Origin of the sequence: Afifella sp. H1R (genome assembly GCF_021462425.1) — a bacterium.
In the GTDB taxonomy this organism is placed as follows: domain Bacteria; phylum Pseudomonadota; class Alphaproteobacteria; order Rhizobiales; family Afifellaceae; genus Afifella; species Afifella aestuarii.
On record NZ_JAKEDY010000001.1, the window covers coordinates 1,590,871 to 1,614,139 of the forward strand.

Below are 23,269 nucleotides of genomic sequence, written 5' to 3' on the forward strand. Positions count from 1 at the left end.
ATCGTCGCGACGGGGAAGACCCCGCCGCCGATGTCGCTGAGGCCGTTCTCAGTCGTCGCGCCGCTCGGGCGGATCGAGGCTCTCCAGACCGCGCAGGAGCTCTTCTTCGCTCATGCGGTCGAAGGTCACTTCGTCTTCCGCACCGCTCTGGGATTCGATCTCTTCCGGAGCCGGCTCCGGCTCGTCGACCTCGACGAACTTCTGCAAGGAATGAATGAGATCTTCTTTCATATCCTCGGGCTGAATCGTCTCGTCGGCAATCTCCCGCAAGGCAACGACGGGGTTCTTGTCGTTGTCCCGGTCCACCGTCAGCGGCGAACCGTTCGAGATCGTGCGCGAGCGGTGCGCCGCAAGAAGCACGAGATCGAACCGGTTATCGACCTTGTCGACGCAATCTTCCACGGTGACGCGCGCCATGGATGCACCTCCTCAAAAATCATTCGAAAAAGGGAATTGGGCTTCCCATAGGCCTTTTTCAACAGTCCCGCAAGGTTTACGAACAGCCTGCCTTGAAAGCGCCGAATCCCTCGCATAGGCGTTGGCAACTTTCTTGGTGCGGCAAAAATTTCCAAGAAAACACATTGTCTTAGAGGAGGTTCACGATGTTCGATGCGCGTGAAAAAGTCGCCTTATTTCTGGATGGAGCCAATCTTTACGCGACATCCCGCTCGCTTGGTTTCGACATCGACTATCGTCGTCTTCTCGATAGTTTTCGCAAGAAAGCCTATGTCTTGCGCGCGGTTTATTATACTGCGCTCGCCGAAGATCAGGAATATTCTTCAATCCGCCCCTTGATCGATTGGCTCGATTACAATGGTTACCGCATCGTCACCAAGCCTTTGAAGGAATTCACCGATGCGCAGGGCCGGCGGAAGGTCAAGGGCAATATGGACATCGAGCTCGCGGTCGATGCCATGGAAATCGCCGAGCACATCGACCATCTCATCCTCTTCTCCGGCGACGGAGACTTCCGCTATCTGGTCGACGCCTTGCAGCGCAAGGGCAAGAAGGTGACCGTTGCCTCCACCTTGAAATCGCAGCCGCCGATGATCTCCGACGAACTGCGCCGCCAGGCCGATCATTTTCTGGAGCTTGCCGACATGTCGGCCGAATTCGGCCGTGCCGGCCCCGCCCGCACGCGTCCCGCCTCCGATGACGAGAGCGAAGGCAGCCCCGGCTCCTATGAGGACGACGAGTTCGATTATTACGACGACGATGATGAAGTCGACACGAGCGCCCGGTGAAATACGCTGAAAACCCGGCCGCGGGGGAATTGCCGTCTTCGTCAAAAACCTCCCGCGGCGCCTGTCCGCCCGCGAACCCGCCCCGCGATTGCCCGCCCCCCGATTGCCCCCTTTGCCCGCGCCTCGTCGAATTCCGCAACGAGTGGCGGACCAAAGAGCCGTCCTGGCACAACGCGCCCGTGCCGACCTTCGGCCCCTCTTCGGCCAGGCTCTTGATCATCGGTCTGGCGCCGGGCCTGCGCGGCGCCAATCGCACGGGGCGTCCCTTCACCGGCGATTATGCCGGTGATCTCCTCTACGACACGCTGATCGAATATGGCTTCGCGCGCGGCGAATACCGCGCCGATCCCAACGACACGCTCGAACTGGTCGATGCGGCGATCGTCAATGCGGTGCGCTGCGTGCCGCCGCAGAACAAGCCGGTCGGCGCGGAGATCAACAATTGCCGGCCATTCCTCGCCGCGACCATCGCCCGCCACACCGATCTTGCGGCCATCCTGGCGCTCGGGCGCATCGCCCATGACAGCGTCGTGCGCACCCTCGGCCTGCGCCTCAAGGACGCGCCCTTCGGCCATGGAGCGGTGCACGAAATCCCACACGAGACGTCAGGCGGCCTCCGCCTTTTCGACAGCTACCATTGCTCGCGTTACAACACGAACACCGGTGTTCTGACGGAAAAAATGTTCAAAGGCGTGTTCGCGGAGATCCGCAATCTCTTGGAGTAAGCCGCGTTAATCGTTCGCTAACCAAGAAATTCCAGCCGGCATTCAGACATCGGCGCAACCTTGCCGCGACATTGATTGAAAGGCTACGCCATTCATCGAAATGGGGGGGAAGGGCATGGCCGAGCCGACACAAGATCTGACGACGATCGCGTATGTCTATGGTCCGAGCCAGACATCGCTCGCCATCTCCATGCTTAAGGCCCACGGCATTGTCGTGGTGCCGGTGGCGCAGCAGCACACCTCCGTCGCTTGGCATTACAGCGTTGCACTCGGCGGCGTCGCCTTGCGCGTGCCATCGAGCCAGGCCGAGGAAGCTCTGGAAATTTTGAAGGATTTCGGCGCGCCGGTGCGGCGCTTCAATCTGATGGCCGCAGCTTTTATGGTGTTCGCATTCCTGCTCGCCGGCGTCGCCGTTCCGCCCCGGGCGCTTTATCTCGCCGAAAGACGCGCAAGCTCAAGCGAGCTCCTCTCCTGAGCCGCCCCTGAGCCTCAGCAGGAGCCCGGCTAGCCGAGCTCCTTCAACAACCGGTTCTTCTCGCGCTGCCAGTCGCGTTTCTTCTCGGTCTCGCGCTTGTCGTGGGTCTTCTTGCCCTTGGCGAGCGCGATCGCGAGCTTGGCGATGCCGCGATCGTTGAAATAAAGCCGCAGCGGCACGATGGTCATGCCTTCGCGGTCGACGCTCTGCGACAGCCGGTCGATCTCGCGTTGATGCAAGAGCAGCCGGCGTTTGCGTCGCGGATCATGGTTGAACTGGTTCGCCTGGACATATTCCGGGATGTTGCCGTTGATCAGCCACACCTCACCGCGTTCCGGGCTCACATAGGATTCCGCGATATTGGCTTTGTTCTGCCGGAGGCTCTTCACCTCCGTTCCGACGAGCTGCAGGCCAGCCTCGATCGTCTCGCCGATTTCGTAATCGAAACGAGCGCGCCGATTGTCGGCCACAACCTTGTTGTTCGTCGTCGTCTTCTTCGCCATCGAAATCCAACTGCAACCTTGCGTTAATTGAGGAGCCCGGCATGGCGAAGCGCGTCTTGCACCTCGCTCTTGGTCTCCTCTCCGATCGTGGTGATCGGAGAGCGCACTTCCTCGCTCATCTTTCCGAGCGCCGAGAGTGCATATTTGGTGGGTCCCGGGCTCGGCTCAAGGAACAATGCGCGATGGAGCGGCATCAGCCGGTCCTGATAGTTGAGCGCGGTCGAGAAATCGCCCGCCATGCAGGCCTTCTGGAATTCCGAACAGAGCTTCGGCGCGACGTTCGCCGTCACCGAAATGCAGCCATGCCCGCCATGCGCCATGAAGCCGAGCGCCGTCGGGTCTTCGCCGGAGAGCTGATTGAACTCCGTGCCGATCTCCTGGCGCTGCAGGCTGGCGCGCACGAGGTTGGCCGTCGCGTCCTTGACGCCGGTGATGTTCGGGCAATCCTCGAAGAGCTGCTTCATCGTCTCCACGCTCATGTCGATCACCGAGCGCGGCGGGATGTTGTAGATGATGATCGGGATGGAGATCGCGTCCGCCACCGCCTTGAAATGCGCGTAGAGGCCCTTCTGGCTCGGCTTGTTGTAATAGGGCGTCACCACCAGCACGGCATCGGCACCCGCCTTCTCCGCATGTTCGGCAAGCTCGATCGCCTCGCGCGTATTGTTGGAGCCGGCCCCGGCGATCACCGGCACCCTTTTGGCCGTGACCTCGACGCACAATTCCACCACCCGCTTGTGCTCGGCATGCGACAGCGTCGGTGATTCGCCGGTCGTGCCGACGGGCACGAAGCCGTGGCTGCCCTCACCGATCTGCCATTCCAGGAAGCTTCGGAACGCCTCTTCATCGACATTACCGTTGCGCATGGGCGTCACCAGCGCCGGAATTGACCCCTTGAACATAACTTGGCCCAAAAATTCTGTCCTTTTGACTGTGGCGGCGGACGATAGTGGCGCATCCTGGCAAGAGCAAGCGCACCGCCTCCGCTCTGGGGCCGCAAGGAAGCAGAACCGAACACGTGATCTTGCCGAGCAGGAAACTCGCGGCGATCGCCGCAGCGTTCGCCCTGGCCATCGCGGCTGGGGAGTTTCTGCTCGTGCTTGCCGCCCCCGTGGCGACCGCCGCACCCGCAACGCCGATGCTGCCGAAGCCGCGCCCGGTGGAAAAGGCCCCGGCGAGCGTTGAAGCCATGCCCGCGCCTCGCCCTGCCGCAGACGCCACCGCCACCGGCACCGCAACCTCAGACGCAAAGCCGGGCGATGTCGCGGAAGCGAAGGCGACACCCGCCTCGGCGTCCGAAGATTCGACCGCCGAGAATGCGGCCCCCGAAAACGCTGCGCCTGAAGAAACCGCCGCTGCCGACACCGCATCCGTCGGCGCCGATGAAAACCCGGCCCAGGAGACGGATGGGGACGCCTCGGCCAGCGTCGAGCCCGAAACGACCACCGGCTCGATCGGAACCGGCGAGACGCTCTCGGCCGAAACGGAGAAGCCGGCCCCGTCACAAGAGAACGCTGCAGAGAAGACCGGATCGCAGGAGCTCGCCTTTCTGGCGCCGCGCCCGCGTCCGATTCCGATGGGTGTCGCGGCTGAGCGGTTGAACCGGATGAAGAACGATCGCCCGCCTTACGGCTTTTCGCAGGCCGACCTCCTGAAGCGCGGCCTCGATCTCGTGACGGCCGATGCCTATACGAGCGCACTCGCCTTCTCCGAGACCCTGCCGAACGCGTTCGACCGCGAACTCATTCGCTTCTTCGTCGCCCGCGCGCCCTTCTCCGGCCTCGCCCCGGCCACGATCGAGGAAGTCGCGCGCGACCACCCGGACTGGCCCGATCCCGACCTCCTCAGGCTGCGCGCCGAACAGGCGCTCCTGCGCACGCATCCGACGGGCGAAGCCCTTCTCGCCTTCTACGCCGAAGGCGCGCCGATGACGGATGATGGCTGGCTGCGGCTCGCCGACATCTATTCGGAGCGCGGCTGGCACAAGCGCAGCCGGAAAATCGTTCGCCGCATCTGGCGCGAGGAATCGCTGTCGAGCACGCAGATGGCGCATATTCTGGCCGAGCATGCCGACGCGCTCTCAAAAGAAGACCACCTCTACCGCTTCCGCAGACTTCTCCTGCACAAGCGCACCGGCGAGGCGATCCGTGTCGGCCAGGCGATCGGTCCGGGCTACGACCAGCTGGCGCGTGCCGTCGCCGCCGCCGTCGACCGCGGCGGCTCGACCGCGAGCCTGATGGCCATCAAGACGCGTTTCCGTGGAGAGCCCGCCTGGGAATACGCCCGCATCCTCATGCTCATTCGCAAAGACCAGCTTGTCGAAGCCGCTCTGCGCATGAGCCTGGTGGAGCGCGACGGCACCAGGCTGGGTGATGCCGACCGGTGGTGGGAGCTGCGCAAGGATCTGGCGCGCATGCTTCTGGAAGAAGGCTACCCCGCCCTCGCTTATTCCGTCGCCGCCACCCATGCCGCGCAATCGCCGGAGGCGATCGTCGAAGCGGAATTCCATGCCGGCTGGCTGGCACTGCGCTATCTCGATTCCCCGCGTGCCGCGCGGGCGCATTTTGCGAGGATCGCCGCCGTCGCCACGCAGCCGCGCTCCATCGCGCGCGGCTATTACTGGCTCGGTCGCGCCCATGCCGCGAGCGGCCATGCCGATCAGGCGGCCAAGGCCTATTCCGTCGCCGCCCGCCATGGCGCCACATATTATGGTCAGCTGTCGCGCGAAGCTCTGGGCCTCACCCATACGGGGCTCGAACTCCGGCCGCGCCCGACCGCCCTCGACAGGCTGCGCTTTGCCGCAAGGCCGGAAGTGCACGCCATCAAGCGCCTCGCGGCGGCACAGCACAATTTCCGCACCCGCGCCTTTTTCATGGCGCTCGGCGACAAGGTCGAGAGTCCGGGCGAGCTTTCCCTTCTCGATACGCTGTCCCGGCGCATCAACGAACCGCATTACGGCATGCTCGCCGCCGCCCGCGCCGATGCCCGCGGCGTCGAGGTCGGGGCCCTGCGCGCGCCGCTCATCGTCGTCCCGCCGGACATTCCGCAGCCGGCGATCGTCGATCGCGCACTTCTCTATGCGGTCTCCAAACAGGAGAGCGCCTTCAATCCGTCGGCCACCAGCCATGTCGGAGCGCGCGGGCTGATGCAGTTCATGCCGGCGACCGCGCGCTCTACGGCGCGGCAGATCGGCCTTCCCTTCTCTCTCGTGCGCCTGTCGAGCGACCCCGCTTACAACGCCACCTTGGGCGCCGCCCATCTCGGCGAACTTCTGACCAATCTGCGCGGCTCATATATAATGACTTTTGCGGGCTATAATGCCGGGCCCGGCCGCGCCATCGACTGGGTGAAACGCTACGGCGACCCCCGCGGTGCGGAGACCGATCCCGTCGACTGGGTGGAGCGCATCCCCTTCGACGAGACGCGCAACTACGTCCAGAAGGTGATGGAAAACCTCCAGGCCTATCGCAGCCGCCTCGGCCACACGCTCTCCATCTCCAAGGATCTGGCGCACGGCGACCCGGTCCGTTAGCCCTTTCACGCGCCGCCCCTCACCCGCACCCTCACTGCACCCTCTGCCGCCAGCAACCGGCCTTCCGAGACGGGCAGCATCGCCCCAAAACGGGCTCGCACGCTGTGCTTGCGATGCGACGCTCGCCGACCGGCATCGGCCCGCGTGCCGCCGGGCCTCAAAATTATCGAGCGACGTGATAATCGTACAAAAGAACAATTGATAGGCGAGTAGAACCTGTTTTACATTTGCAGGTGGAGACAATACAAATACTCGGTCAGAATTAACATTATATTCACCCACTAACCAAACAGGTTCAGGTCGCGCCATTCCTCTAGGGAATTGGTCATAAGCCTGGGGGAATCTGCGCTGGTGGTTGGAGAGGACGAGCCGATGGGGGAACAAGCGGCGAGTGCGAGGGCTGTCGGGGATTCTGAGCCGCCTCCGCGTTCCGCCGCGCGCCCGCAGGCGAGTGGGCCGCAAACGAGCGCGCCTCAGTCGAATGCGCTTCAGACGAGCGCACCGGCCTCTCTGTTCGATCAGAACGTCGTCGCCGCGGCTCAGATCCGTTTCACCGACGGCGGCTTCACCCGCATCAACCACCGCTGCGCCGCCCTGCTCGGCTTCGAGCCGGAGGGGCTCGCCGGCCGCTCGCTGATCTCTCTCGCCGTTCCAGAGGAGCGCAATATCTGGGGCGAGCGCCTGACGAGCCTCAGCTGCGGGGCTCTTTCGGAATGCAGCGGCGAAATGCACTGCATCGGCGGCAATGGCTGTCCCGTGCGGGTCAATCTCACGCTGAGCGCCTTCACGAGCGGCGGCACGCGTGCCGATGAATGTGTCGCCATCCTTCACGGCATCTCGCCCGAGGCCGCGCAGGCCCCGGCTCCCCGGATCGAGCAAGAGCCGGAGGCGACGTTCCGCGCCATCTACGAGAACATACAGGAGGGCGTGTACCGCTCATCCATCGACGGCCGCCAGCTCGCGGCAAATCCCGCCCTCGTGCGCCTCAACGGCTACGACAGCGAGGCGGAGATGTTGGCGAATGTCCACGACATCGCCACCGAATGGTACGTCGACCCGACGCGGCGGGCCGAGTTCCAGACCGCCCTGCGCGAACATGGTCGGGTGGAGAGGTTCATCTCCGAGGTCTACCGTCACAAGACGCGCGAGCGCATTTGGGTGGAGGAGAACGCCCATCTCGTACGCGACCCGGCGACCGGCGAGACACTCTATTATGAGGGGACCGTCCGCGAGGTGACCGGAACGATCGAACAGCTAAAGCTGCATGAGCGCCTGCAACGGATCGGCGCCGTCATTTCGGCCTGTCTTTTTCAACTGCGGCGGCGGCCGAACGCGACCAGTGCGGTCCCCTATGCCGGTCTCGGCCTTGAACCGCTTTTCGGGGTCGCCCCTGAGGACGTGCGCAACGACGCCTCTCCTCTCCTCGCCGCCGTCCATCGCGACGACCGCCTGCGTCTGTCGGCGAGCCTGTTGCGCTCGGCAACCCGCATGACGCCCTGGGCGCTGGAATTTCGCGTCAATCATCCCTATCGCGGCACGATCTGGCTTTCCGGTCGCGCCGTGCCCGACCGCGAGCCCGATGGCTCCGTCCTCTGGCACGGCCTCGTTTCGGATGTCACCGCCCTCAAGACCAATGAGCGGCAGATCTATGAGCTCGCCTATTTCGATTCGCTGACCGGCCTGCCGAACCGGCAGATGCTGCGCGACAGGCTGGCGATGGCGCTCGCCGCGAGCCGGCGGCGCAAAAGCTTCGGCGCCCTCCTCTTCATCGATCTCGATAATTTCAAGGTCATCAACGACAGCTACGGCCACGATGTCGGCGACCTGCTCCTTGCCAGCACCGCCCAGCGTCTGCGCCTGTGCCTGCGCGAGCTCGATACCGTCGCCCGGCTCGGGGGCGACGAGTTCGTCGTGCTCTTGCAGGATCTGGGGGATACGGAAGCGCAGGCGATGCACCACGCCGACAGGGTGGCGCGGAAAGTGCTGCAGGCGGTCGACCAGCCCTGCCTCCTCAACGAGCAGCGCTTTCAGACCACCTGCTCGATCGGCCTTACCTTGCTGGACGGACGCGAGAGCGATCCGGAAGAACTCCTCAAACGCGCCGATCTCGCGATGTACGAAGCCAAGGCCGCCGGCCGCAACGGCCTCAGCGTCTTCAGCGCCGCAACGCGAAACCCCGCCCGCGAGCATGTCGGCGCAATCGCCGACTTTCGCCGTGCGATCGACAGCGGCGACATCGAGTTCCTGCTCGACGCTCAATATGATGTCGACGGCAACTGCCGTGGCGCCGAGCTCCTGCCCTCCTGGCACCATGAAAGATGGGGGACTTTCCGACGTCAGGAGCTGGCAAGCTTCGCCGAAGAGGCCGGGCAGGCAGAAGCCCTGACGCGCCAGGCGATCGCTCAGGCCTGCGCGCTCCTCGGCAGATGGGGCACAAGGCCGGAACTCTGCCGGCTGTCGCTTTCCGTGGGTGTCAGCACGCGCATGCTGCACGAACGCGGCGCCGTCAGACGGATCAACCGCTTTCTTCTGGATGCCGGCGCTGATCCCAGGCGCCTCACGCTCGAATTGCCGGAGATCATCGTCGGCAAGAACGATGTGGCGCTCGCCGACAAGATGCATCGGCTGCGCCGTTCCGGCGTGCGCTTCACTCTCAAGAGTCTTGGCGCCCGCCTCACGCGCCTCGCCCAGCTCAAAGCGCTGCCCTTCGACGAGATCAAGATCGATCCGGCGCATATGCGCGATATCGCAGCCGAGCCGCCTCCCCTCATCCGCAAGGTCATGCGCATCGCCGACAGCCTCAACCTCATGGTCATCGCCGAAGGTGTCGAGACGGAGGCGCAGCGGCGGGCTCTGGCAGCCGCCGGTTGTGACCGCCTTCAGGGTCCTTTGTCCGGAGCACCGATGCCGCCCCAGGTTTTCGAAGAGAGATTCGCCTCCCCGGTGATTCCCCTCCACGCGGCCCCGCTGACGCAACAGAGATTCGCCTGATCCGAATCTGAGCCCATCCAAAATGTGTGGCTTCGGCGCACGATTCTCTCCGTCACCACCCCGAACGGGATGCGCGTAAGGCCCCCAGAGGCGGGAAAGAGCCGCGAAACGGCGTCCACGTTAAGGCTTTCTTAGGGTTTGGGGCCTGCTTCGTGGCAATTGTGCAACATCGATTGCCAAAGCCGGCAGCGCGGGCATTCTGATGTTGCCTGTGCAGGGCGGATGAATAGTGTGGCCTCAGGCAGCCACGAGGCAGCCCACTTCTTCGAAACGGAGAAGGTTGAGGGGCGGGGGACGCCACTCAGAACCGATGCCAACAACGGCGCGGACTGGAACGCAACTCCCCCGGCTCGTGCAACTTGGACTGGAGGTCTACAAATGAAACTCAAGAGCCTTCTTTTCGGCTCGGCGGCTGCTGTGATGGCCGTCACCGGAGCACAGGCCGCCGATCTGCCGGTCGCGGAGCCGGTTGAATACGTGCGGATTTGCGACGCGTTTGGCGCTGGATTCTACTACATCCCGGGCACCGACACCTGCTTGAAGGTCGGCGGTCGGGTGCGCGTTGAAGCGCACTACGTCAATGGCGACGACCAGGGCGACACGTTCAACGAGTTCACCTCGCGTGCTCGTGGCTATGTCCGCCTCGACGCTCGTACGCAGACCGATTTCGGTCTTCTGCGCGCCTATGTGAGCTCTTCGCTCCAGATTGGCCCGTCGAGCTTCGCCGACAACTACGATGAGGGCCAGTACCTCGAGAACGCTTTCATCCAGCTCTCGAATGACATGGGCACGCTCACCGTCGGTCATGCCTCGTCGTTCTTCGACTTCTTCGGCACCTACGGCTACGGCACGCGTATCGGCATCGACGATAACACGACCGAGCAGACGCTGTTCGCGTACACCTTCAACGTCGGCAATGGCGTTTCCGCCACGCTGTCGTTCGAAGACGCCGCTTCCGGCGGCCGTCGTGCGCACTTCGATGGCGTTGTCATCGACGGTCAGGAATTCCCGGACGTCGTCGCCAACGTGCGCGTCGATCAGGGCTGGGGTTCGGCCCAGATCATGGGTGTCCTTCACGACACCGGCGTCGACTCCGTGTCTGACGACCTCGGCTTGCTCGACGACGACGACAGCGATCTCGGCTGGGCCATCGGCGCTGGCGTGACCGCCGGCATCCCGGGCACGGGCTTCGAGGCTTCGGTTCAGGCCAACTACACGCAGGGTGCTGTTTCCTACATCACCGCCGGCGTGAACAGCCTCATCCTCGAGAACACGCTCTCTGACGTGACCATCGACGAAGACGGCTCCCTCGAGCTGACGAAGGCCTGGAACGTCCGCGGCGGCATTTCGGCTGACTTCGCCACGCAGTGGACGGCGTCTCTGAATGCGTCCTACACGGACATCGACTACGAAGCCCTTGGTGACCTCGACTTCTACGGCATCTCGGGTAACGTCGCTTGGACGCCGGTTTCTGGCTTCCTGATGGGCGTCGAAGTTGCCTACAACAACGTCGATTGGGAGTTTGCGGACTCCTCCGATCCGGACGACATCTGGGGCGTGATGTTCCGCGCACAGCGCACGTTCTAATCGCTTCAAGCGATCGGAATTGGGAAGGCCCGGCGGCAACGCCGGGCCTTTTCTTTTGAGCCAGCGGCTCGGCTTCTCTCGACTCTGCGGATTTTCGGAGCGTCAAAGGGCAGCACCCTTTGCGTGAAATCCTATAAGGCTTGCGGGACAGGCCTCAGCTCCCCCCCATTCGGACGAACATGCAGGCTCGGCCAGGGCCCAATCGGCCCGGCTGATCGGAACTGCGCGAAACGAACTTGGCAGAGCGACAGAAGGCCGTGCGAACGGGGCAGAGTTCGGCGGGCTTCTCAGCCTGCCCAATGATGAAGCCTCAAGCGCCGCCGCTGCCCTCTCCCGAAGCCAGGACATGAGCCACCCCGACCTTTATCGCGACGGCACAGGTGCTTCACGAAAGTCTCAGGGAGAGTCCGGCGACGCCTCTATGGCTTCGCAGGCTGATGGAGATCGCAACGGCGCGCGAACGCCGCGATCCGATCGAGCGTCGGCTGATCGCGCAGCAGAGGCGCATGCCCCTGCCCTTCGACCGTCAGCCGCTCCATGCCGGGATGGCGCCAGGCCATCTCTTCCACGGTCGCAGCGGTCAACAGATCGGAATTCTCGCCACGGATCGACAACAGCGGCACGTGCCGCAGGCTGTCGAATTGCGGCCAGAGCGTCGGAACCGCCTCTTCGAGATCGAGCGTGGCAACGGTCTTCAGAAGCTTCGGATCGTAATCCGGCTTGATCGCCCCATCGCGCTCCACGAACAGCGCCTCGGTATAGGCGCGCCAATCGTCATCGCTGAGGCTGGTGAAGGAATGGCCGGCGATCTTCCGAACCATCTTCTCGGCGTCCGCCATCGATTGCGGCGTGCGCATATTGGAGAGGTAGTTCTTGATGCGCGCGAGGCCAGTTCCCTCGATCTTGGGGCCGATATCGTTGAGGACGACACCCGCGATCAGGCCGGGGCGCATGGCGCCCATGATCATCGTAATGATGCCGCCGCGCGAGGTTCCGACGAGGATCGCCCTCTCGATGCCGAGCGCCGTCGTGACGGCGAGAACGTCGTCGGCCTCCACCATCGGCGTGTAATGCGTCCAGTCGGGATCGTAGCCGGACAATCCGCGTCCGCGGTAATCGAGCGCCGCGACCAGCCGCGGCGTGTCGGCATGGGCCGAAAAGAACCGCGCCAGTTTGTCGAAATCGCGCCCGTTGCGCGACAGACCCGGCAGGCAGACGAGCGGCAGCGCCGGGCTCTGCCAGTCGCCATAAAGGCGCAGGGCGAGCTTCAGCCCGTCCTGCGCCTTCACGTATAAGACGCGTCCTTCACGCTCGCCTGTCCCGGCCATCGCTTCGTCGTTCATAGGGACAGGCAATAGCGCCTTTCATCCAATCCGTCCAAGGATTGGGGCGTCGTCAGCCAAGGCACTCCTGAAGCGCCGCGGCATTCTCCTCGAGCAGCTCGAAATAGAGGTCGGGTCCCGCCTTGAGGTCGGCGCCGAGCGGATCGAGCACGCCGCTCTTGGCGTCCGTGCCTTCTGTGACGACCGCAATCAGCTTCGGCGTGAACTGGGGCTCGGCAAAAACACAGACGACCCCGAGATTGCGGATCTTCGCAGCGATCTCCGAAACCCGCTGCGCGCCGGGAGAGACTTCCGGGCTCACGGTGACGGAACCGGCCGCTTCCAGCCCGAACCGCTTCTCGAAATACTGATAGGCGTCGTGGAAGACGATGAAGGGCTTGCCCTTCAGTCCGGCGAGTTCGTCGGAAAGCTCCGATGTGAGGCTGTCGAGCCGCTCGCGCGTTTTGTCGGCGTTCCTGGCATAGGTCGCAGCATTGTCGGGATCGATGTCGGCAAGCTCCGTCTCGATCTCGTTCACCATCGCCTTCGCATTCTCCGGATCGAGCCACAAATGCGGGTCGATCTCGCCTTCATGGTCATGCCCGGCATGATCATTGTCCGCATGCTCGTCGCTGGCATGCGCGTCGGCCTCATGGTCGTGCCCGGCCTCCTCATGAGCGCCATCCGCGTCATGCTCATGGTCATGGTCGTGGTCGTGGTCGTGGGGCTCGAAAGCGCCATTTTCGCGCGGCGGCAGAAGCGTGACGCCGGGCGCCCGCGACAGCGCAATCTTCTTGGCATCGGGCGCGATCGTCTCAAGCGGCTCCGTCAGAAACGCCTCGATTTCCGGTCCGACCCAGAAAACGATGTCCGCCCCCTCCAAGGCCCGTGCATCCGACGGCTTCAGGGCATAATCGTGCGGCGAACCGGTCGCGACGATGAGATGCGGACTTCCGACCCCCTCCATGACGGCCGCGACCAGCGAGTGCACGGGCTTGATGGAGACGGCGACATCGGGAGCCGCGGCCATCGCCTGCGTGCCCCAGGATAGAACGAGTCCTGCCGCAAGCCCCTGAGCGAGGGATGCAAGAGGATGCCTTTTGCGCATGAAATCGACCTCTGAATTGTACAAGTCAGATATGTTATTACATTACATACCTTGCGTAACCCTATAACATGGGCCATAGAGCGCGGCAACCGGAGACGATGATGCGCAGCGAAAAAAACGGAAAGGACGCCGACCTCCTCGTCGAGATCGAAGGTCTCGGCGTGCGCAGGGGCCGCAAATGGCTGGTGCGGGGCGTCGATCTCTCCATCCGTCGCGGCGAAATCGTCACGCTCATCGGGCCGAACGGCAGCGGCAAGAGCACTACTGCGAAATCGCTCCTCGGCGTCATCGCGCCTGACGAAGGCGAGATCCGCCGCGCCCCGAAACTGACGGTCGGCTATGTGCCGCAACAATTGACGATCGACCGCACCATGCCCTTGTCGGTCAGCCGTTTCATGGCCTTGACCGCCCGTTTTCCGGCCGATGCGATCACCTCAGCCCTCGCCGAAACCGGCGTGGCGCATCTCGCCGGCGCCGCCCTGCAGCAGCTCTCCGGCGGGGAATTCCAGCGTGTCCTGATCGCCCGCGCGCTCATTCGCAAGCCCGACCTCCTCGTTTTCGACGAGCCGGTTCAGGGCGTCGATTTCACCGGCGAGATCGCGATTTACGATCTGATCGGCCAGATCCGCGACCGGCTCGACTGCGGAATCCTGTTGATTTCCCACGACCTCCACATCGTCATGGCGCAGACGGACAGGGTTCTGTGCCTGAACGGCCATGTCTGCTGCTCGGGTCCGCCGGAACAGGTGGCCGCGAGCGAAGCCTATCAGCGTCTTTTCGGGCCGCGCGCCTCCGAAACGCTCGCGATCTACCGCCACCATCACGCGCATACTCACGACGCCGCCGCCCCCCAGTCGGCCAACAGCGACGATGTGGAGGACAACACTCTCTCTCGGCCGGTCCGCACCGGCACGGAGGGAGGCCACCGCCATGCTTGATGATTTCTTCGTCCGCGCCCTCCTCGCCGGCATCGGCGTTGCACTCGTCGCCGGCCCGCTCGGCTGCTTCGTCGTGTGGCGGCGCATGGCCTATTTCGGCGACACCATGGCCCATTCCGCCCTTCTCGGCGTCGCCATCGCCTTTCTCTTCGACATCAACCTGACCTTCGGCGTCTTCGCCGTCGCCACCTCCGCCTCGCTCGGCCTCGTGGCCCTGTCGCGCAACCGCTCGCTCCCCGCCGATGCGCTTCTCGGCATCCTCGCCCATTCGACGCTCGCTTTGGGTCTCGTCTTGATCGCCTTCATGACCTGGATCCGCATCGATCTGATGAGCTACCTTTTTGGCGACATCCTTGCCGTTTCGCGCACCGACGTGATGCTCATCTACGGCGTCGGCGCTGTCGTCCTCGCCATTCTCGTCGCCATCTGGCGCCCGCTTCTCGCCGGCACGATCTCGCCGGAAATCGCCGTCGCCGAAGGCCTCGCGACCGAGCGCGCCCGCCTCGTCTTCATGCTCTTGATGGCGGCCGTCATCGCCGGAGCGATGAAGATCGTCGGCGTCCTCCTCATCACCTCGCTGCTCATCATTCCGGCGGCAACGGCGCGCCGCTTTGCCTCGACGCCGGAGCGGATGGCGGTGATCGCGGCGATCGTCGGCGCGCTCGCAGCCTCGGGCGGCCTCTTCGGGTCCCTCGAATTCGACACCCCCTCCGGCCCCTCGATCGTCGTCGCCGCATTGATCCTGTTCCTGGCAAGCCTCACATGGAAGATGGTCGAGCCGGAGCGCAGCCAGGCCGAAGAAGTCACGGGAACGGAGTGAGACAATGCATGAAACGCCCGCCCTGACCAAAAACCAGTCGCTGGTGATGTCGGTTCTGACCCACGCCAAGAGCCCGCTCAGCGCCTACCAGATCCTCGACGAATTGCGTCCCGAGGGGCTGCGGGCCCCGCTCCAGGTCTATCGCGCCCTCGACAAGCTGACCGAGCACAAGCTCGTCCACCGCATCGAATCGCTGAACGCCTTCGTCGCCTGTTCGCATGCGGCCGAGCATGGCGGCGAAACCGTCGCCTTCGCCATCTGTGAAGCCTGCGGCCGGGTGGAGGAATTCTGCGACCCGGTCCTGCAGAGCCGGCTCGCCGCCTGGAGCCGCGAGCACGATTTCGTTCCGACCCGCACCACTTTGGAAATCAAGGGGCGCTGCGCCGCCTGCCACTGAGACGTTTCCCGGCGGCGCCCCCTCGCCACGCTCCCCGGCGGCGCCCTCCTCAGGCCGCCGGCTGCCGCACCCGCGCCTCTTTGGCGAGCCGCACCAGCATCGGCTGCAAATCCTGTGGGGACGCCAGTCTCTCCGGAAAGACGAGCCGCTCCACGAGATCGCCGGAGACGAGATCGGCCCCTTCCGGATCGAGAGAAGCCATCCACCATTCATCGGCCGGGGCTTTGCCTTTGCACAGAACCGTCGCGTAGAGCCCGATCGCCTCGCGGTGATCCTCGTTCATATGCTTGACGGCCCCATACTCGACCGGCTCCAGCTCCTGAACGAGGTCCGCCGGCAGCACGAAATCCGCGCGGTCGAGCAGAAACGCCTTGCCGAAGCCGCCGTTGAGGCTCGCCCGCTCCGGCTCGATGCGGAAGAAGGCGAAATCGGCGAAATCCACGTAAAGCTGCGCCTTCGGCTGGCGTGCGAGATAGCGGCGCTTAAGCCGCGGATGCGCCGGATCGTCCGCATCGACCCGCCGCGCCTTGCCCATCATGGTCAGCCTGGGATGCGCCAAAGGGTCGCCCCTGCCGGGTTCGCCCACCATCAGCGAGCAGCGCGGATCTGACATGAGCGCCTGGCGATGCGCGGAGAGTTCCGAGATCAGAATGATCGGTGTACCATCCATATCGGTAGCAAGCGCCGTGCGGGTGGCAAGCGGGTGACCGCTTTCCGCCTCGAGCGTCGCCAACGCGCCGAAACGGGCCATACGGATGAGCCGCTTGGCGAGGCTCCGTGCCTCGTCGTCCGTCGGCCGGATCACTTTGTTCTTGTCGTTCATAGGCCTGCGGCCCTCCGCTGTCTCCCACCATCGCGACGTCTTGCGCGACGGACATTTGGTCGCTGCAAATCAATGTTGACTCTAAAAGTCAAGAAGAGCTAACCCCAAACTGTTCTTTGGACGAGGTCTTAAATGCTGTCGGAAACGCAACCCCTGCCGCTTGCGGCTGTCGCACCCGATCGCAGTGCGTTTCCCGACGCCGGCAGGCGAAAGATGAAGGCACGCCCCCCGCTTTCGTCTTTTGCCTGGCCGGCGCTCCTGGTTGTGCTTCTGCTCGCGGCCTTCTTTGCCGCGCCGTCTTATGCCGCCGAACCCGACTATCGCGGCCTGGTGAGCAAGATTGAAGAGCGCCTGGCGAAAGCTGCCGACAGCTATGACGCCGGCGATGCGGACACCGCCAAAGATCTCGTCCAGGGTTCTTACTTCGAAATCTTCGAAAATCTTGAAGGCCCCATCCGCATCAACATCTCGGCCAGGCGCAGCTACGAGCTGGAGGCGGAATTCGGCGACATTCGCAAGGCGATCATCGACGGCGTCCCGGCAGCCACGGTGCGCGAGCGCATCGAAGCCCAGATCGCAGCTCTCGAAGAGCTCGTGCCGCAGCTCGAAGAGGGCGTGCACATCAAGGCGGAGACGGGCCATGCCGCAACCACGGCCGACGCCTCCGCAAATCCCCCGGCAGACGCCGCACCCAAGACGGTCGAACCCTACTGGCAGCAGGCGGTCGATCATGTCGGCAAGCTGATGTCGGACGCGGCCGGCGCCTATGAAAACGGCAATGCCGACAAGGCCAAGGCGCTGATCACCCAGGCGCAGTTCGAAGGCTACAAGAATTCCCTCCTCGAAACCGTCATCCGCCGTCACGTCTCGCAGCGCCAGGACGCCGAGTTCAACGCCGAATTCACCCGCATCCTCGGTCTCGTCGAAGACGGCAAGCCGGCGCGCATGGTGCGTGCCTCGGGCGACATTCTTGTTGCCGACATCGAAGACGACCTTCCGGGCCTGCCTCTCCTGCCCGGCATGGAAAACCGGGCGACGGCCGCCTCGTCCGCAAATTCCAAGGACTGGCAGAGCGTCATCGGCACCATCGACGAGCGGCTCGCGGCAGCAATCGAAACCTACCACGCCGGCGACACCCGCAAGGCGATCGGCGAGGTTCAGGACACCTATTTCGACGTCTTCGAAGGCAGCGGCATGGAAGCCGCGATCGGCGCCCGCGACACGGCGTTCAAGACGAAGCTCGAAGGCCATTTCACCAAGCTCGTCGGCGCCATGCGCGGCGGCCTCGAGCCGGCAGCGCTCGAAGAAGACCTCGCCACGGCAAACACGGATTTCGCGACTGCCGCGGAACAGCTCGGCGGCGGCACCGCCGATTCCCCGTGGACGCTCTTCGTCTATTCGCTCACCATCATCCTGCGCGAAGGCTTCGAGGCGATGCTCGTGGTCACCGCGATGCTCACCTATCTGGAGAAGATCGGCCACCGCGAGAAGAAGCGCGTCGTCTACAATTCCGTCGTCGTCGCCCTCGTCCTCAGCGTCGCGACCGCCATCCTCGTGCAATGGGTCTTCGACATCGCCGCCTCGCAGCAGGAGATTCTCGAAGGCGCGACGATGCTGATTGCCACCGTCGTCCTCTTCACCATGAGCTACTGGCTCATCTCCAAGGCCGAAGCGCAGAAGTGGACCGCCTATCTCAAGGGCAAGATCGGCGATTCCCTGTCGACCGGTTCCCTGACGGCGCTCTGGCTCGCGGGCTTCCTCGCCGTCTACCGCGAGGGTGCGGAAACCGTCCTCTTCTACAAGGCACTCGCCGTCGGCGCCGATGCGAGCGGCGGCTCGTCGATCCTCGCCGGCTTCATCATCGGCCTCGGCCTCCTCGCGATCATCTATTTCGCCATGAGCTACGGCGCCCTGAAGCTGCCGATCCGGCCCTTCTTCATCTTCACCAGCGCGCTCCTCTACTACCTCGCCTTCGTCTTCGCCGGCAAAGGCGTCATGGAGCTGATCGAAGGCAAAGTTCTGGAGCCGACGCTCATCGCCTGGGTGCCGCAAGTGCCGCTCCTCGGCATCTTCCCCTACGTCCAGACGCTCGCGCCCCAGCTTTTGCTGATTGCCCTTGCGCTTCTGGCCATCCCCCTCGTCCGCCGCTCCGGGAGGCCCGCCCATGCCGGCTGACCTCCGCTGCGGCGCCGAGCGCGGACATTCGTCCGCCTGACAACGACCAAGCTTCTCACCCGCCAGACAGGAGAATTGGCGATGATTGCAAGATGTACCAAGTTATTGACTGCGGTGGTTTTCGCCGCCGGCATGGCCAGCGCCGCCCATGCCGAATTCAAGGAATATCCGGCCGGCGAGGCCAAAGAGATGGCCAACATGGAGATCGCGGCCGTCTATCTCTCGCCGATCGACATGGAGCCGCGCGGCATCGACCTTCCGGCCGATCAGGCGGACATTCATATCGAGGCCGACATCCACGCCACGCAGGGCAACCCGAACGGTTTCGGTGCCGGCGAGTGGATTCCCTACCTCACCATCGGCTATACGCTTGAGAACCTCGACACCGGCAAGGTGACGAGCGGCAACCTGATGCCGATGGTGGCCATCGACGGGCCGCATTACGGCTCCAACATCAAGATGTCGGGCCCCGGCAATTACCGTCTCAGCTATCACATCGATCCGCCGTCGCGGCAGGGCTTCGGCCGCCACACCGACGAGGATACGGGCGTCGGCCGCTGGTTCGAGCCGCTCGACGTCGAATACGAATTCAGCTTCGTCCCGCTCAAGGACTAAGCAAACAACGACATGACACGTGTCAGGCTCCGCTTTTCGAAGCGGAGCCTGGGGCGTGAGTGAGGGATGACGTGAGTTTTTATCTCGCCGATATGTTTCGCGCCTTCGGGCCCGCCACGTTCATAGCGGCGCTTTATGCGGGCCTTCTTCTGAAAGCGGCAAGAACGACGCTCGCCGCAGAAGAAAGGCTGCGTCGTCACCTCACCTTCATCGCCGTGCCGGCGCTGATCGCAGGAATTGCGATCGGCGCTTTCGCCTTTTTCTGGGCGGACGGCGCGGCGGCGTTGACGGAAGCGAAGATGGTCATGGAGGGCGCGTGTCTGGCCGCCGCCCTCCTGGCCCTTCTTTCCGCCCCCTTCGCCTTGCGCTTTTCGGCGGCGCGCTTCGTCGCGCTGCCGATCTTCGCGCTTCTCGTCGCGATCCTGACGGCACAGGCGGCGCTCGTCTTCGCCGACGACACCACCACCCATGCCTTGACGGCGACGAGCGTCCTCAACACCGAACTCATCCTCAACGTCCTTGCCGTGACCATCGCGGCGGCCGCCCTCGGCGCCTTCGCCGCCGCCGTCAGCCATGCCGCGAGCCGCACGCCGCTCATCGGCCTCGGCCTCCTCGTTCTCGCCGTCCTCATCGAGGCGGCGGTCTGGGGCGGCGATGTCATGCTGGGGCTTCTGCAGGTCGGTTGGCTGCAGGTCACGTCGGCCCGCGTCTCGCTCGTCGCCAAGGCCGATTATTATGCTGAAGCCGCCGTTTACGCCGAACTCGTCCTGGCCCTCGTCCTCGGAGCCGTCTTCCTCCTGCGCGCGCCGCGCCCCGCCACGCTGAGCGACGATCTCGCTGGCCAGGCGCGCACCGAGCGGCGCAAGCTGAAGGCGTTTGCGCTCGGCGAGCGGCGCTGGTTCCGCGGACTGGCCGCGGCGATGACCTTCATCGTCGCCTCGATGCTCTATTACGACCTTTACGCCTCGCAGCCGCCCCGCCTTTCGGAGGCGACGCCCGTCACCGTCGACGACGACGGCACCGTCCGCATCCCGGTCGATCAGGTGAAGGACGGCACGCTGCACCGTTTCGCCTACGTCTCCAGCGACGGCCACCGCGTGCGGTTCTTCCTCATCAACCGCTTTGACGCAGAGCATGTCGCCATCGGCGTGGTCTACGATGCCTGCATGATCTGTGGCGACAAAGGCTATATCCAGCGCGGCAACGAAATCATCTGCATCGCCTGCAACGTGCGCATCTTCGTCCCCTCGATCGGCAAGGCCGGCGGCTGCAACCCGATCCCGCTGAAGCATGAGGAAGCAAACGGCGACATCGTCATCGCACAGCTGGAGCTCGAGAAAGGCGCCCGCTTCTTCTCCGAGGTCGTCTCCACCGATGTGACCGATCCCGTCACCGGCGAGACCCTCGTCAACACCGACGCCCCCTTCAGCTTCGAATTCGAAGGCCGGACCTATTATTTCACCGGCGAGGAATCCTACGACACCTTCCGCGACGCGCCCGAGAAATACAGCCACGAGCCGCTCGCACCTGCCCGCGTCAGCTGGCAGCCGGAGGACTGATCATGTTCACACGCCTCCTCCAGCAATCCTTCCGCCGCGACTGGCGCCGCAAGCTTCTGGCGATCTTCACCATCGTTCTCGCCACCACGCTGATGACGGCGCTCGCCAGCCTGTCGATCGACGTCGGCGACAAGATGGCCCGCGAGATGAAAGCCTACGGCTCCAACATCAAGGTCGTGCCGAAGAGCGATTCCATCCCGCTCACGATCGGCGGCGTCAATTACAACCCCCTGAGCGGCCGTGATTATCTGAACGAGGCCGACCTGCCGAAGATCAAGGACATCTTCTGGCGCAACAACATCACCGGCCTCACTCCCTTCCTCACATTGCCCGTCACGCTCGGCAGCGCCGAAGACGACCATGTGCCCCTGATCGGCACCTATTTTCACAAGCTGATGCCGGTCGAAGGCTTCGACAATTTCTTCACCGGCGTCACCGTCACGCATCCGTTCTGGCAGGTGACGGGCACCTGGCCGGAAGAGGATTCTCTCGATCAGGTTCTCGTCGGCGAAACGCTCGCGGACAGGCGAGGTCTGAAGCCCGGCGCGACGCTCACGCTCACCTCCGCCGACGGCCAGAGCCGCAACGTCACGGTGAGCGGCATCGTCGCGGCGAGCGAAGAAGAAGCCGGCGGCATCGTCGCCCCGCTCGCTCTCGCGCAGGATCTCGCAGGCCTTTCCGGCAAGGTCGGCTCGGTCAGCGTCAGCGCGCTGACGATCCCGGAGAACTCGCTCTCCCGTCAGGCGCGGAGCGATCCCTCCTCGCTCGACGCGCAGCAATACGACACCTGGTATTGCAGCGCCTATGTGAGCGCCATCGTGCACCAGATCGAAGAGGCCCTGCCCAACGCCTCGGCGCGCCCCATCTGGCAGGTCGCCGACAGCGAAGGCGTCGTCATCGGAAAAATCCAGCTCCTGATGGCAGTCGTGGCGCTCGCCGCCTTCGCCTCCTCGGCGATGGCCATCTCCTCGCTTCTCAACACCTCCGTCATGGAGCGCAGCCGCGAGATCGGCCTGATGAAGGCGCTCGGCGCATCGGAGACGGCGATCCTGTCGCTCTTTCTCGGCGAGGCCGTCATCATCGGCATCATCGGCGGGCTGATCGGCGCCGCCCTCGGTGCCGGCCTCTCGCAGATCATCGGCCTCACCGTCTTCGGTGCCACCATCACCTTCCCCGGTGTCGTCGTCCTCGTCGTCGTCATCGCTTCGATCCTGATCGCGCTCGCAGGCTCCGTCCTGCCCTCGCGGACCATTGCCGCTCTGGCTCCCGTGGAGACGCTTTATGGCCGCCGCTGACCGTCCAACCACCACCGTCCGCCGTGGCGGCATGGGCGCGCGCCTTCTCTGGCGGGCGCTTCTGGTGCGCCGCAGCCGCGTTCTCGCCGCCGTCACGGCGATTGCCGTCGGCGCGGCCGTCATCGCGGCGCTCGCGAGCCTTTATTTCGATATCTCCGCCAAGATGAGCCGCGAGCTCAGAGCCTATGGCGCGAACTTCATCGTCGCGCCGGACACTGCGGAGGGCGACAAGACGTTCAGCGAAGCGACCTACCGCAAGCTCATCGCCGAACTCCCGGCCGACCGGCTCGTCGGCGCCTCGCCCTTCCTTTACGGCGTCGCCCGGGTCGAGGACCGCGAAGCCGTCATCGCCGGCCTCGATTTTGCCGGCGCGCAGAAGATTTCGCCCTACTGGCAGGTCGAAGGCAATTGGATCGGCGTCGATTTCGACGAGCGCCGCTGCATGCTGGGCGAACGTCTCGCCGCAAGTCTCGGCCTTCACCCGGGCGATACCATCGAGGTCTCCAACGACGACGGCTCCTTTAAGACCGAGCTCACCGTGCGCGGCATCGTGGAGACCGGCGAAGCGGAGGACGATCAGATCCTCGTCAACCGTTCGCTCGCCCAGAAACTCCTCGGCATGCCGAACGTCATCAACCTCGCCATGCTGAGCATCCAGGCGGAGGGCGAGGAGGCCGATAGGCTGGCGAGCACGGTCGAAGCCGATTTCCCCGGCCTCGACATCCGCCCCATCCGCCAGGTGTCGCAATCCGACGGCGAGCTTCTCGACAAGATCAAGGTGCTGATGGCCTTCGTCGCCGGCATCATTCTCGTCATCACCGCCGTCTGCGTGAATTCCACCCTGACCGCGATGATCGTGGAACGGCGGCGCGAGATCGGTCTGCAGAAGGCGCTCGGCGCCGATGATTCCGCCATCATGCGCCAGTTCCTGATCGAAACCGTCACCCTGTCCCTGATCGGCGTCGCGGCCGGCCTCGTCATCGGCTTCGGCCTCGCCCAGCTTCTCGGTCAGGCGGTCTTTTCGACGGCGATCTCGTTCCGCGCCATCGTGGTGCCGGCAACGCTCGCCATTTCGCTTGTTGCGGCGCTTGCCGCCGCCATCGTCCCGATCCGCAGAGCGATCCGCATCGTTCCTGCGCAAGTGCTGAAGGGAGAGTAGA

General features: G+C 64.2%; 20 protein-coding genes. 14 read left to right on the forward strand and 6 right to left on the reverse strand.

Features of this window, described 5'->3' with window-relative positions:
• Positions 1 to 48 precede the first annotated feature (48 nt).
• The gene (gene rpoZ / locus L0F51_RS07610) at positions 49 to 417 is read right to left on the reverse strand and encodes a DNA-directed RNA polymerase subunit omega (protein WP_234628613.1); all 369 of its coding nucleotides are present in this window, start codon (positions 415 to 417) and stop codon (positions 49 to 51) included.
• A gap of 185 nt (positions 418 to 602) precedes the next feature.
• Between rpoZ and L0F51_RS07615 the strand changes: the two genes are divergently transcribed.
• The 3 genes from L0F51_RS07615 to L0F51_RS07625 all read left to right on the forward strand — a co-directional run bounded on the left by L0F51_RS07615 (position 603) and on the right by L0F51_RS07625 (position 2,444).
• Positions 603 to 1,244: an NYN domain-containing protein gene (locus tag L0F51_RS07615; protein ID WP_234628614.1), complete on the forward strand. Its 642-nt coding sequence runs from the start codon at positions 603 to 605 to the stop codon at positions 1,242 to 1,244.
• Positions 1,245 to 1,273: 29 nt separating this feature from the next.
• The gene (locus L0F51_RS07620) at positions 1,274 to 1,969 is read left to right on the forward strand and encodes a uracil-DNA glycosylase (protein WP_234629374.1); all 696 of its coding nucleotides are present in this window, start codon (positions 1,274 to 1,276) and stop codon (positions 1,967 to 1,969) included.
• A gap of 115 nt (positions 1,970 to 2,084) precedes the next feature.
• A complete protein-coding gene (locus L0F51_RS07625; RefSeq protein WP_234628615.1) occupies positions 2,085 to 2,444 on the forward strand; it encodes a hypothetical protein in 360 nt (119 codons plus the stop codon).
• Between the two features lie 29 nt (positions 2,445 to 2,473).
• Here the strand turns inward: L0F51_RS07625 and smpB are convergent, their stop codons facing one another.
• Together smpB and dapA are read right to left on the reverse strand one after the other, a co-directional pair.
• On the reverse strand, positions 2,474 to 2,947 hold the full coding sequence (gene smpB, locus L0F51_RS07630; protein ID WP_128291372.1) for an SsrA-binding protein SmpB: 474 nt from the start codon (positions 2,945 to 2,947) through the stop codon (positions 2,474 to 2,476).
• Positions 2,948 to 2,970: 23 nt separating this feature from the next.
• A complete protein-coding gene (dapA, locus tag L0F51_RS07635; RefSeq protein ID WP_234629375.1) occupies positions 2,971 to 3,849 on the reverse strand; it encodes a 4-hydroxy-tetrahydrodipicolinate synthase in 879 nt (292 codons plus the stop codon).
• A gap of 116 nt (positions 3,850 to 3,965) precedes the next feature.
• On the opposite strand from dapA, the gene L0F51_RS20065 reads away from it, so the two are divergent.
• The 3 genes from L0F51_RS20065 (at position 3,966) to L0F51_RS07650 (ending at position 11,057) form a co-directional block, all read left to right on the forward strand.
• A complete protein-coding gene (locus L0F51_RS20065) occupies positions 3,966 to 6,479 on the forward strand; it encodes a transglycosylase SLT domain-containing protein (protein WP_370642330.1) in 2,514 nt (837 codons plus the stop codon).
• Positions 6,480 to 6,851: 372 nt separating this feature from the next.
• Entirely contained in the window at positions 6,852 to 9,470 is a 2,619-nt protein-coding gene (locus L0F51_RS07645) for a diguanylate cyclase domain-containing protein (RefSeq protein ID WP_234628616.1), read from the forward strand.
• Between the two features lie 378 nt (positions 9,471 to 9,848).
• Positions 9,849 to 11,057: a porin gene (locus tag L0F51_RS07650; RefSeq protein ID WP_234628617.1), complete on the forward strand. Its 1,209-nt coding sequence runs from the start codon at positions 9,849 to 9,851 to the stop codon at positions 11,055 to 11,057.
• A 419-nt stretch (positions 11,058 to 11,476) separates the two neighbouring features.
• On the opposite strand, the gene L0F51_RS07655 is transcribed toward L0F51_RS07650, so the two are convergent.
• The gene (locus tag L0F51_RS07655; RefSeq protein WP_234628618.1) at positions 11,477 to 12,400 is read right to left on the reverse strand and encodes an alpha/beta fold hydrolase; all 924 of its coding nucleotides are present in this window, start codon (positions 12,398 to 12,400) and stop codon (positions 11,477 to 11,479) included.
• Positions 12,401 to 12,452: 52 nt separating this feature from the next.
• Positions 12,453 to 13,487 carry a zinc ABC transporter substrate-binding protein ZnuA gene (gene znuA, locus L0F51_RS07660; protein WP_255701291.1) on the reverse strand — a complete coding sequence of 345 codons (1,035 nt, stop codon included), beginning with the start codon at positions 13,485 to 13,487 and terminating at the stop codon, positions 12,453 to 12,455.
• Between the two features lie 98 nt (positions 13,488 to 13,585).
• Here znuA and L0F51_RS07665 point away from each other — a divergent pair, with 98 nt between their 5' ends.
• The 3 genes from L0F51_RS07665 to L0F51_RS07675 are packed head-to-tail and all read left to right on the forward strand — an operon-like array spanning position 13,586 to position 15,642.
• A complete protein-coding gene (locus tag L0F51_RS07665; RefSeq protein ID WP_304504495.1) occupies positions 13,586 to 14,425 on the forward strand; it encodes a metal ABC transporter ATP-binding protein in 840 nt (279 codons plus the stop codon).
• Positions 14,418 to 15,245, forward strand: a complete 828-nt coding sequence (znuB, locus tag L0F51_RS07670) for a zinc ABC transporter permease subunit ZnuB (RefSeq protein ID WP_234628619.1) — start codon at positions 14,418 to 14,420, stop codon at positions 15,243 to 15,245. The genes L0F51_RS07665 and znuB overlap by 8 nt, the downstream gene beginning before the upstream one ends.
• Before the next feature lie 4 nt (positions 15,246 to 15,249).
• Entirely contained in the window at positions 15,250 to 15,642 is a 393-nt protein-coding gene (locus L0F51_RS07675) for a Fur family transcriptional regulator (protein WP_234628620.1), read from the forward strand.
• Positions 15,643 to 15,691: 49 nt separating this feature from the next.
• On the opposite strand, the gene L0F51_RS07680 is transcribed toward L0F51_RS07675, so the two are convergent.
• Positions 15,692 to 16,465, reverse strand: a complete 774-nt coding sequence (locus L0F51_RS07680) for a HugZ family protein (RefSeq protein WP_234628621.1) — start codon at positions 16,463 to 16,465, stop codon at positions 15,692 to 15,694.
• Between the two features lie 213 nt (positions 16,466 to 16,678).
• On the opposite strand from L0F51_RS07680, the gene L0F51_RS07685 reads away from it, so the two are divergent.
• The 5 genes from L0F51_RS07685 to L0F51_RS07705 all read left to right on the forward strand — a co-directional run bounded on the left by L0F51_RS07685 (position 16,679) and on the right by L0F51_RS07705 (position 23,268).
• Complete coding sequence (locus tag L0F51_RS07685; protein ID WP_234628622.1) at positions 16,679 to 18,640, forward strand: FTR1 family protein; 1,962 nt, start codon at positions 16,679 to 16,681, stop codon at positions 18,638 to 18,640.
• 81 nt (positions 18,641 to 18,721) lie between these two features.
• Entirely contained in the window at positions 18,722 to 19,255 is a 534-nt protein-coding gene (locus L0F51_RS07690) for an iron transporter (RefSeq protein WP_234628623.1), read from the forward strand.
• A gap of 71 nt (positions 19,256 to 19,326) precedes the next feature.
• On the forward strand, positions 19,327 to 20,814 hold the full coding sequence (locus tag L0F51_RS20135; protein ID WP_234628624.1) for a Fe-S-containing protein: 1,488 nt from the start codon (positions 19,327 to 19,329) through the stop codon (positions 20,812 to 20,814).
• A gap of 2 nt (positions 20,815 to 20,816) precedes the next feature.
• Positions 20,817 to 22,109, forward strand: coding sequence for an ABC transporter permease (locus tag L0F51_RS07700; protein ID WP_234628625.1), 1,293 nt, complete (start codon positions 20,817 to 20,819; stop codon positions 22,107 to 22,109).
• Positions 22,096 to 23,268 carry an ABC transporter permease gene (locus L0F51_RS07705; RefSeq protein WP_234628626.1) on the forward strand — a complete coding sequence of 391 codons (1,173 nt, stop codon included), beginning with the start codon at positions 22,096 to 22,098 and terminating at the stop codon, positions 23,266 to 23,268. Before L0F51_RS07700 ends, L0F51_RS07705 begins: the two co-directional genes overlap by 14 nt.
• Position 23,269 lies beyond the last annotated feature (1 nt).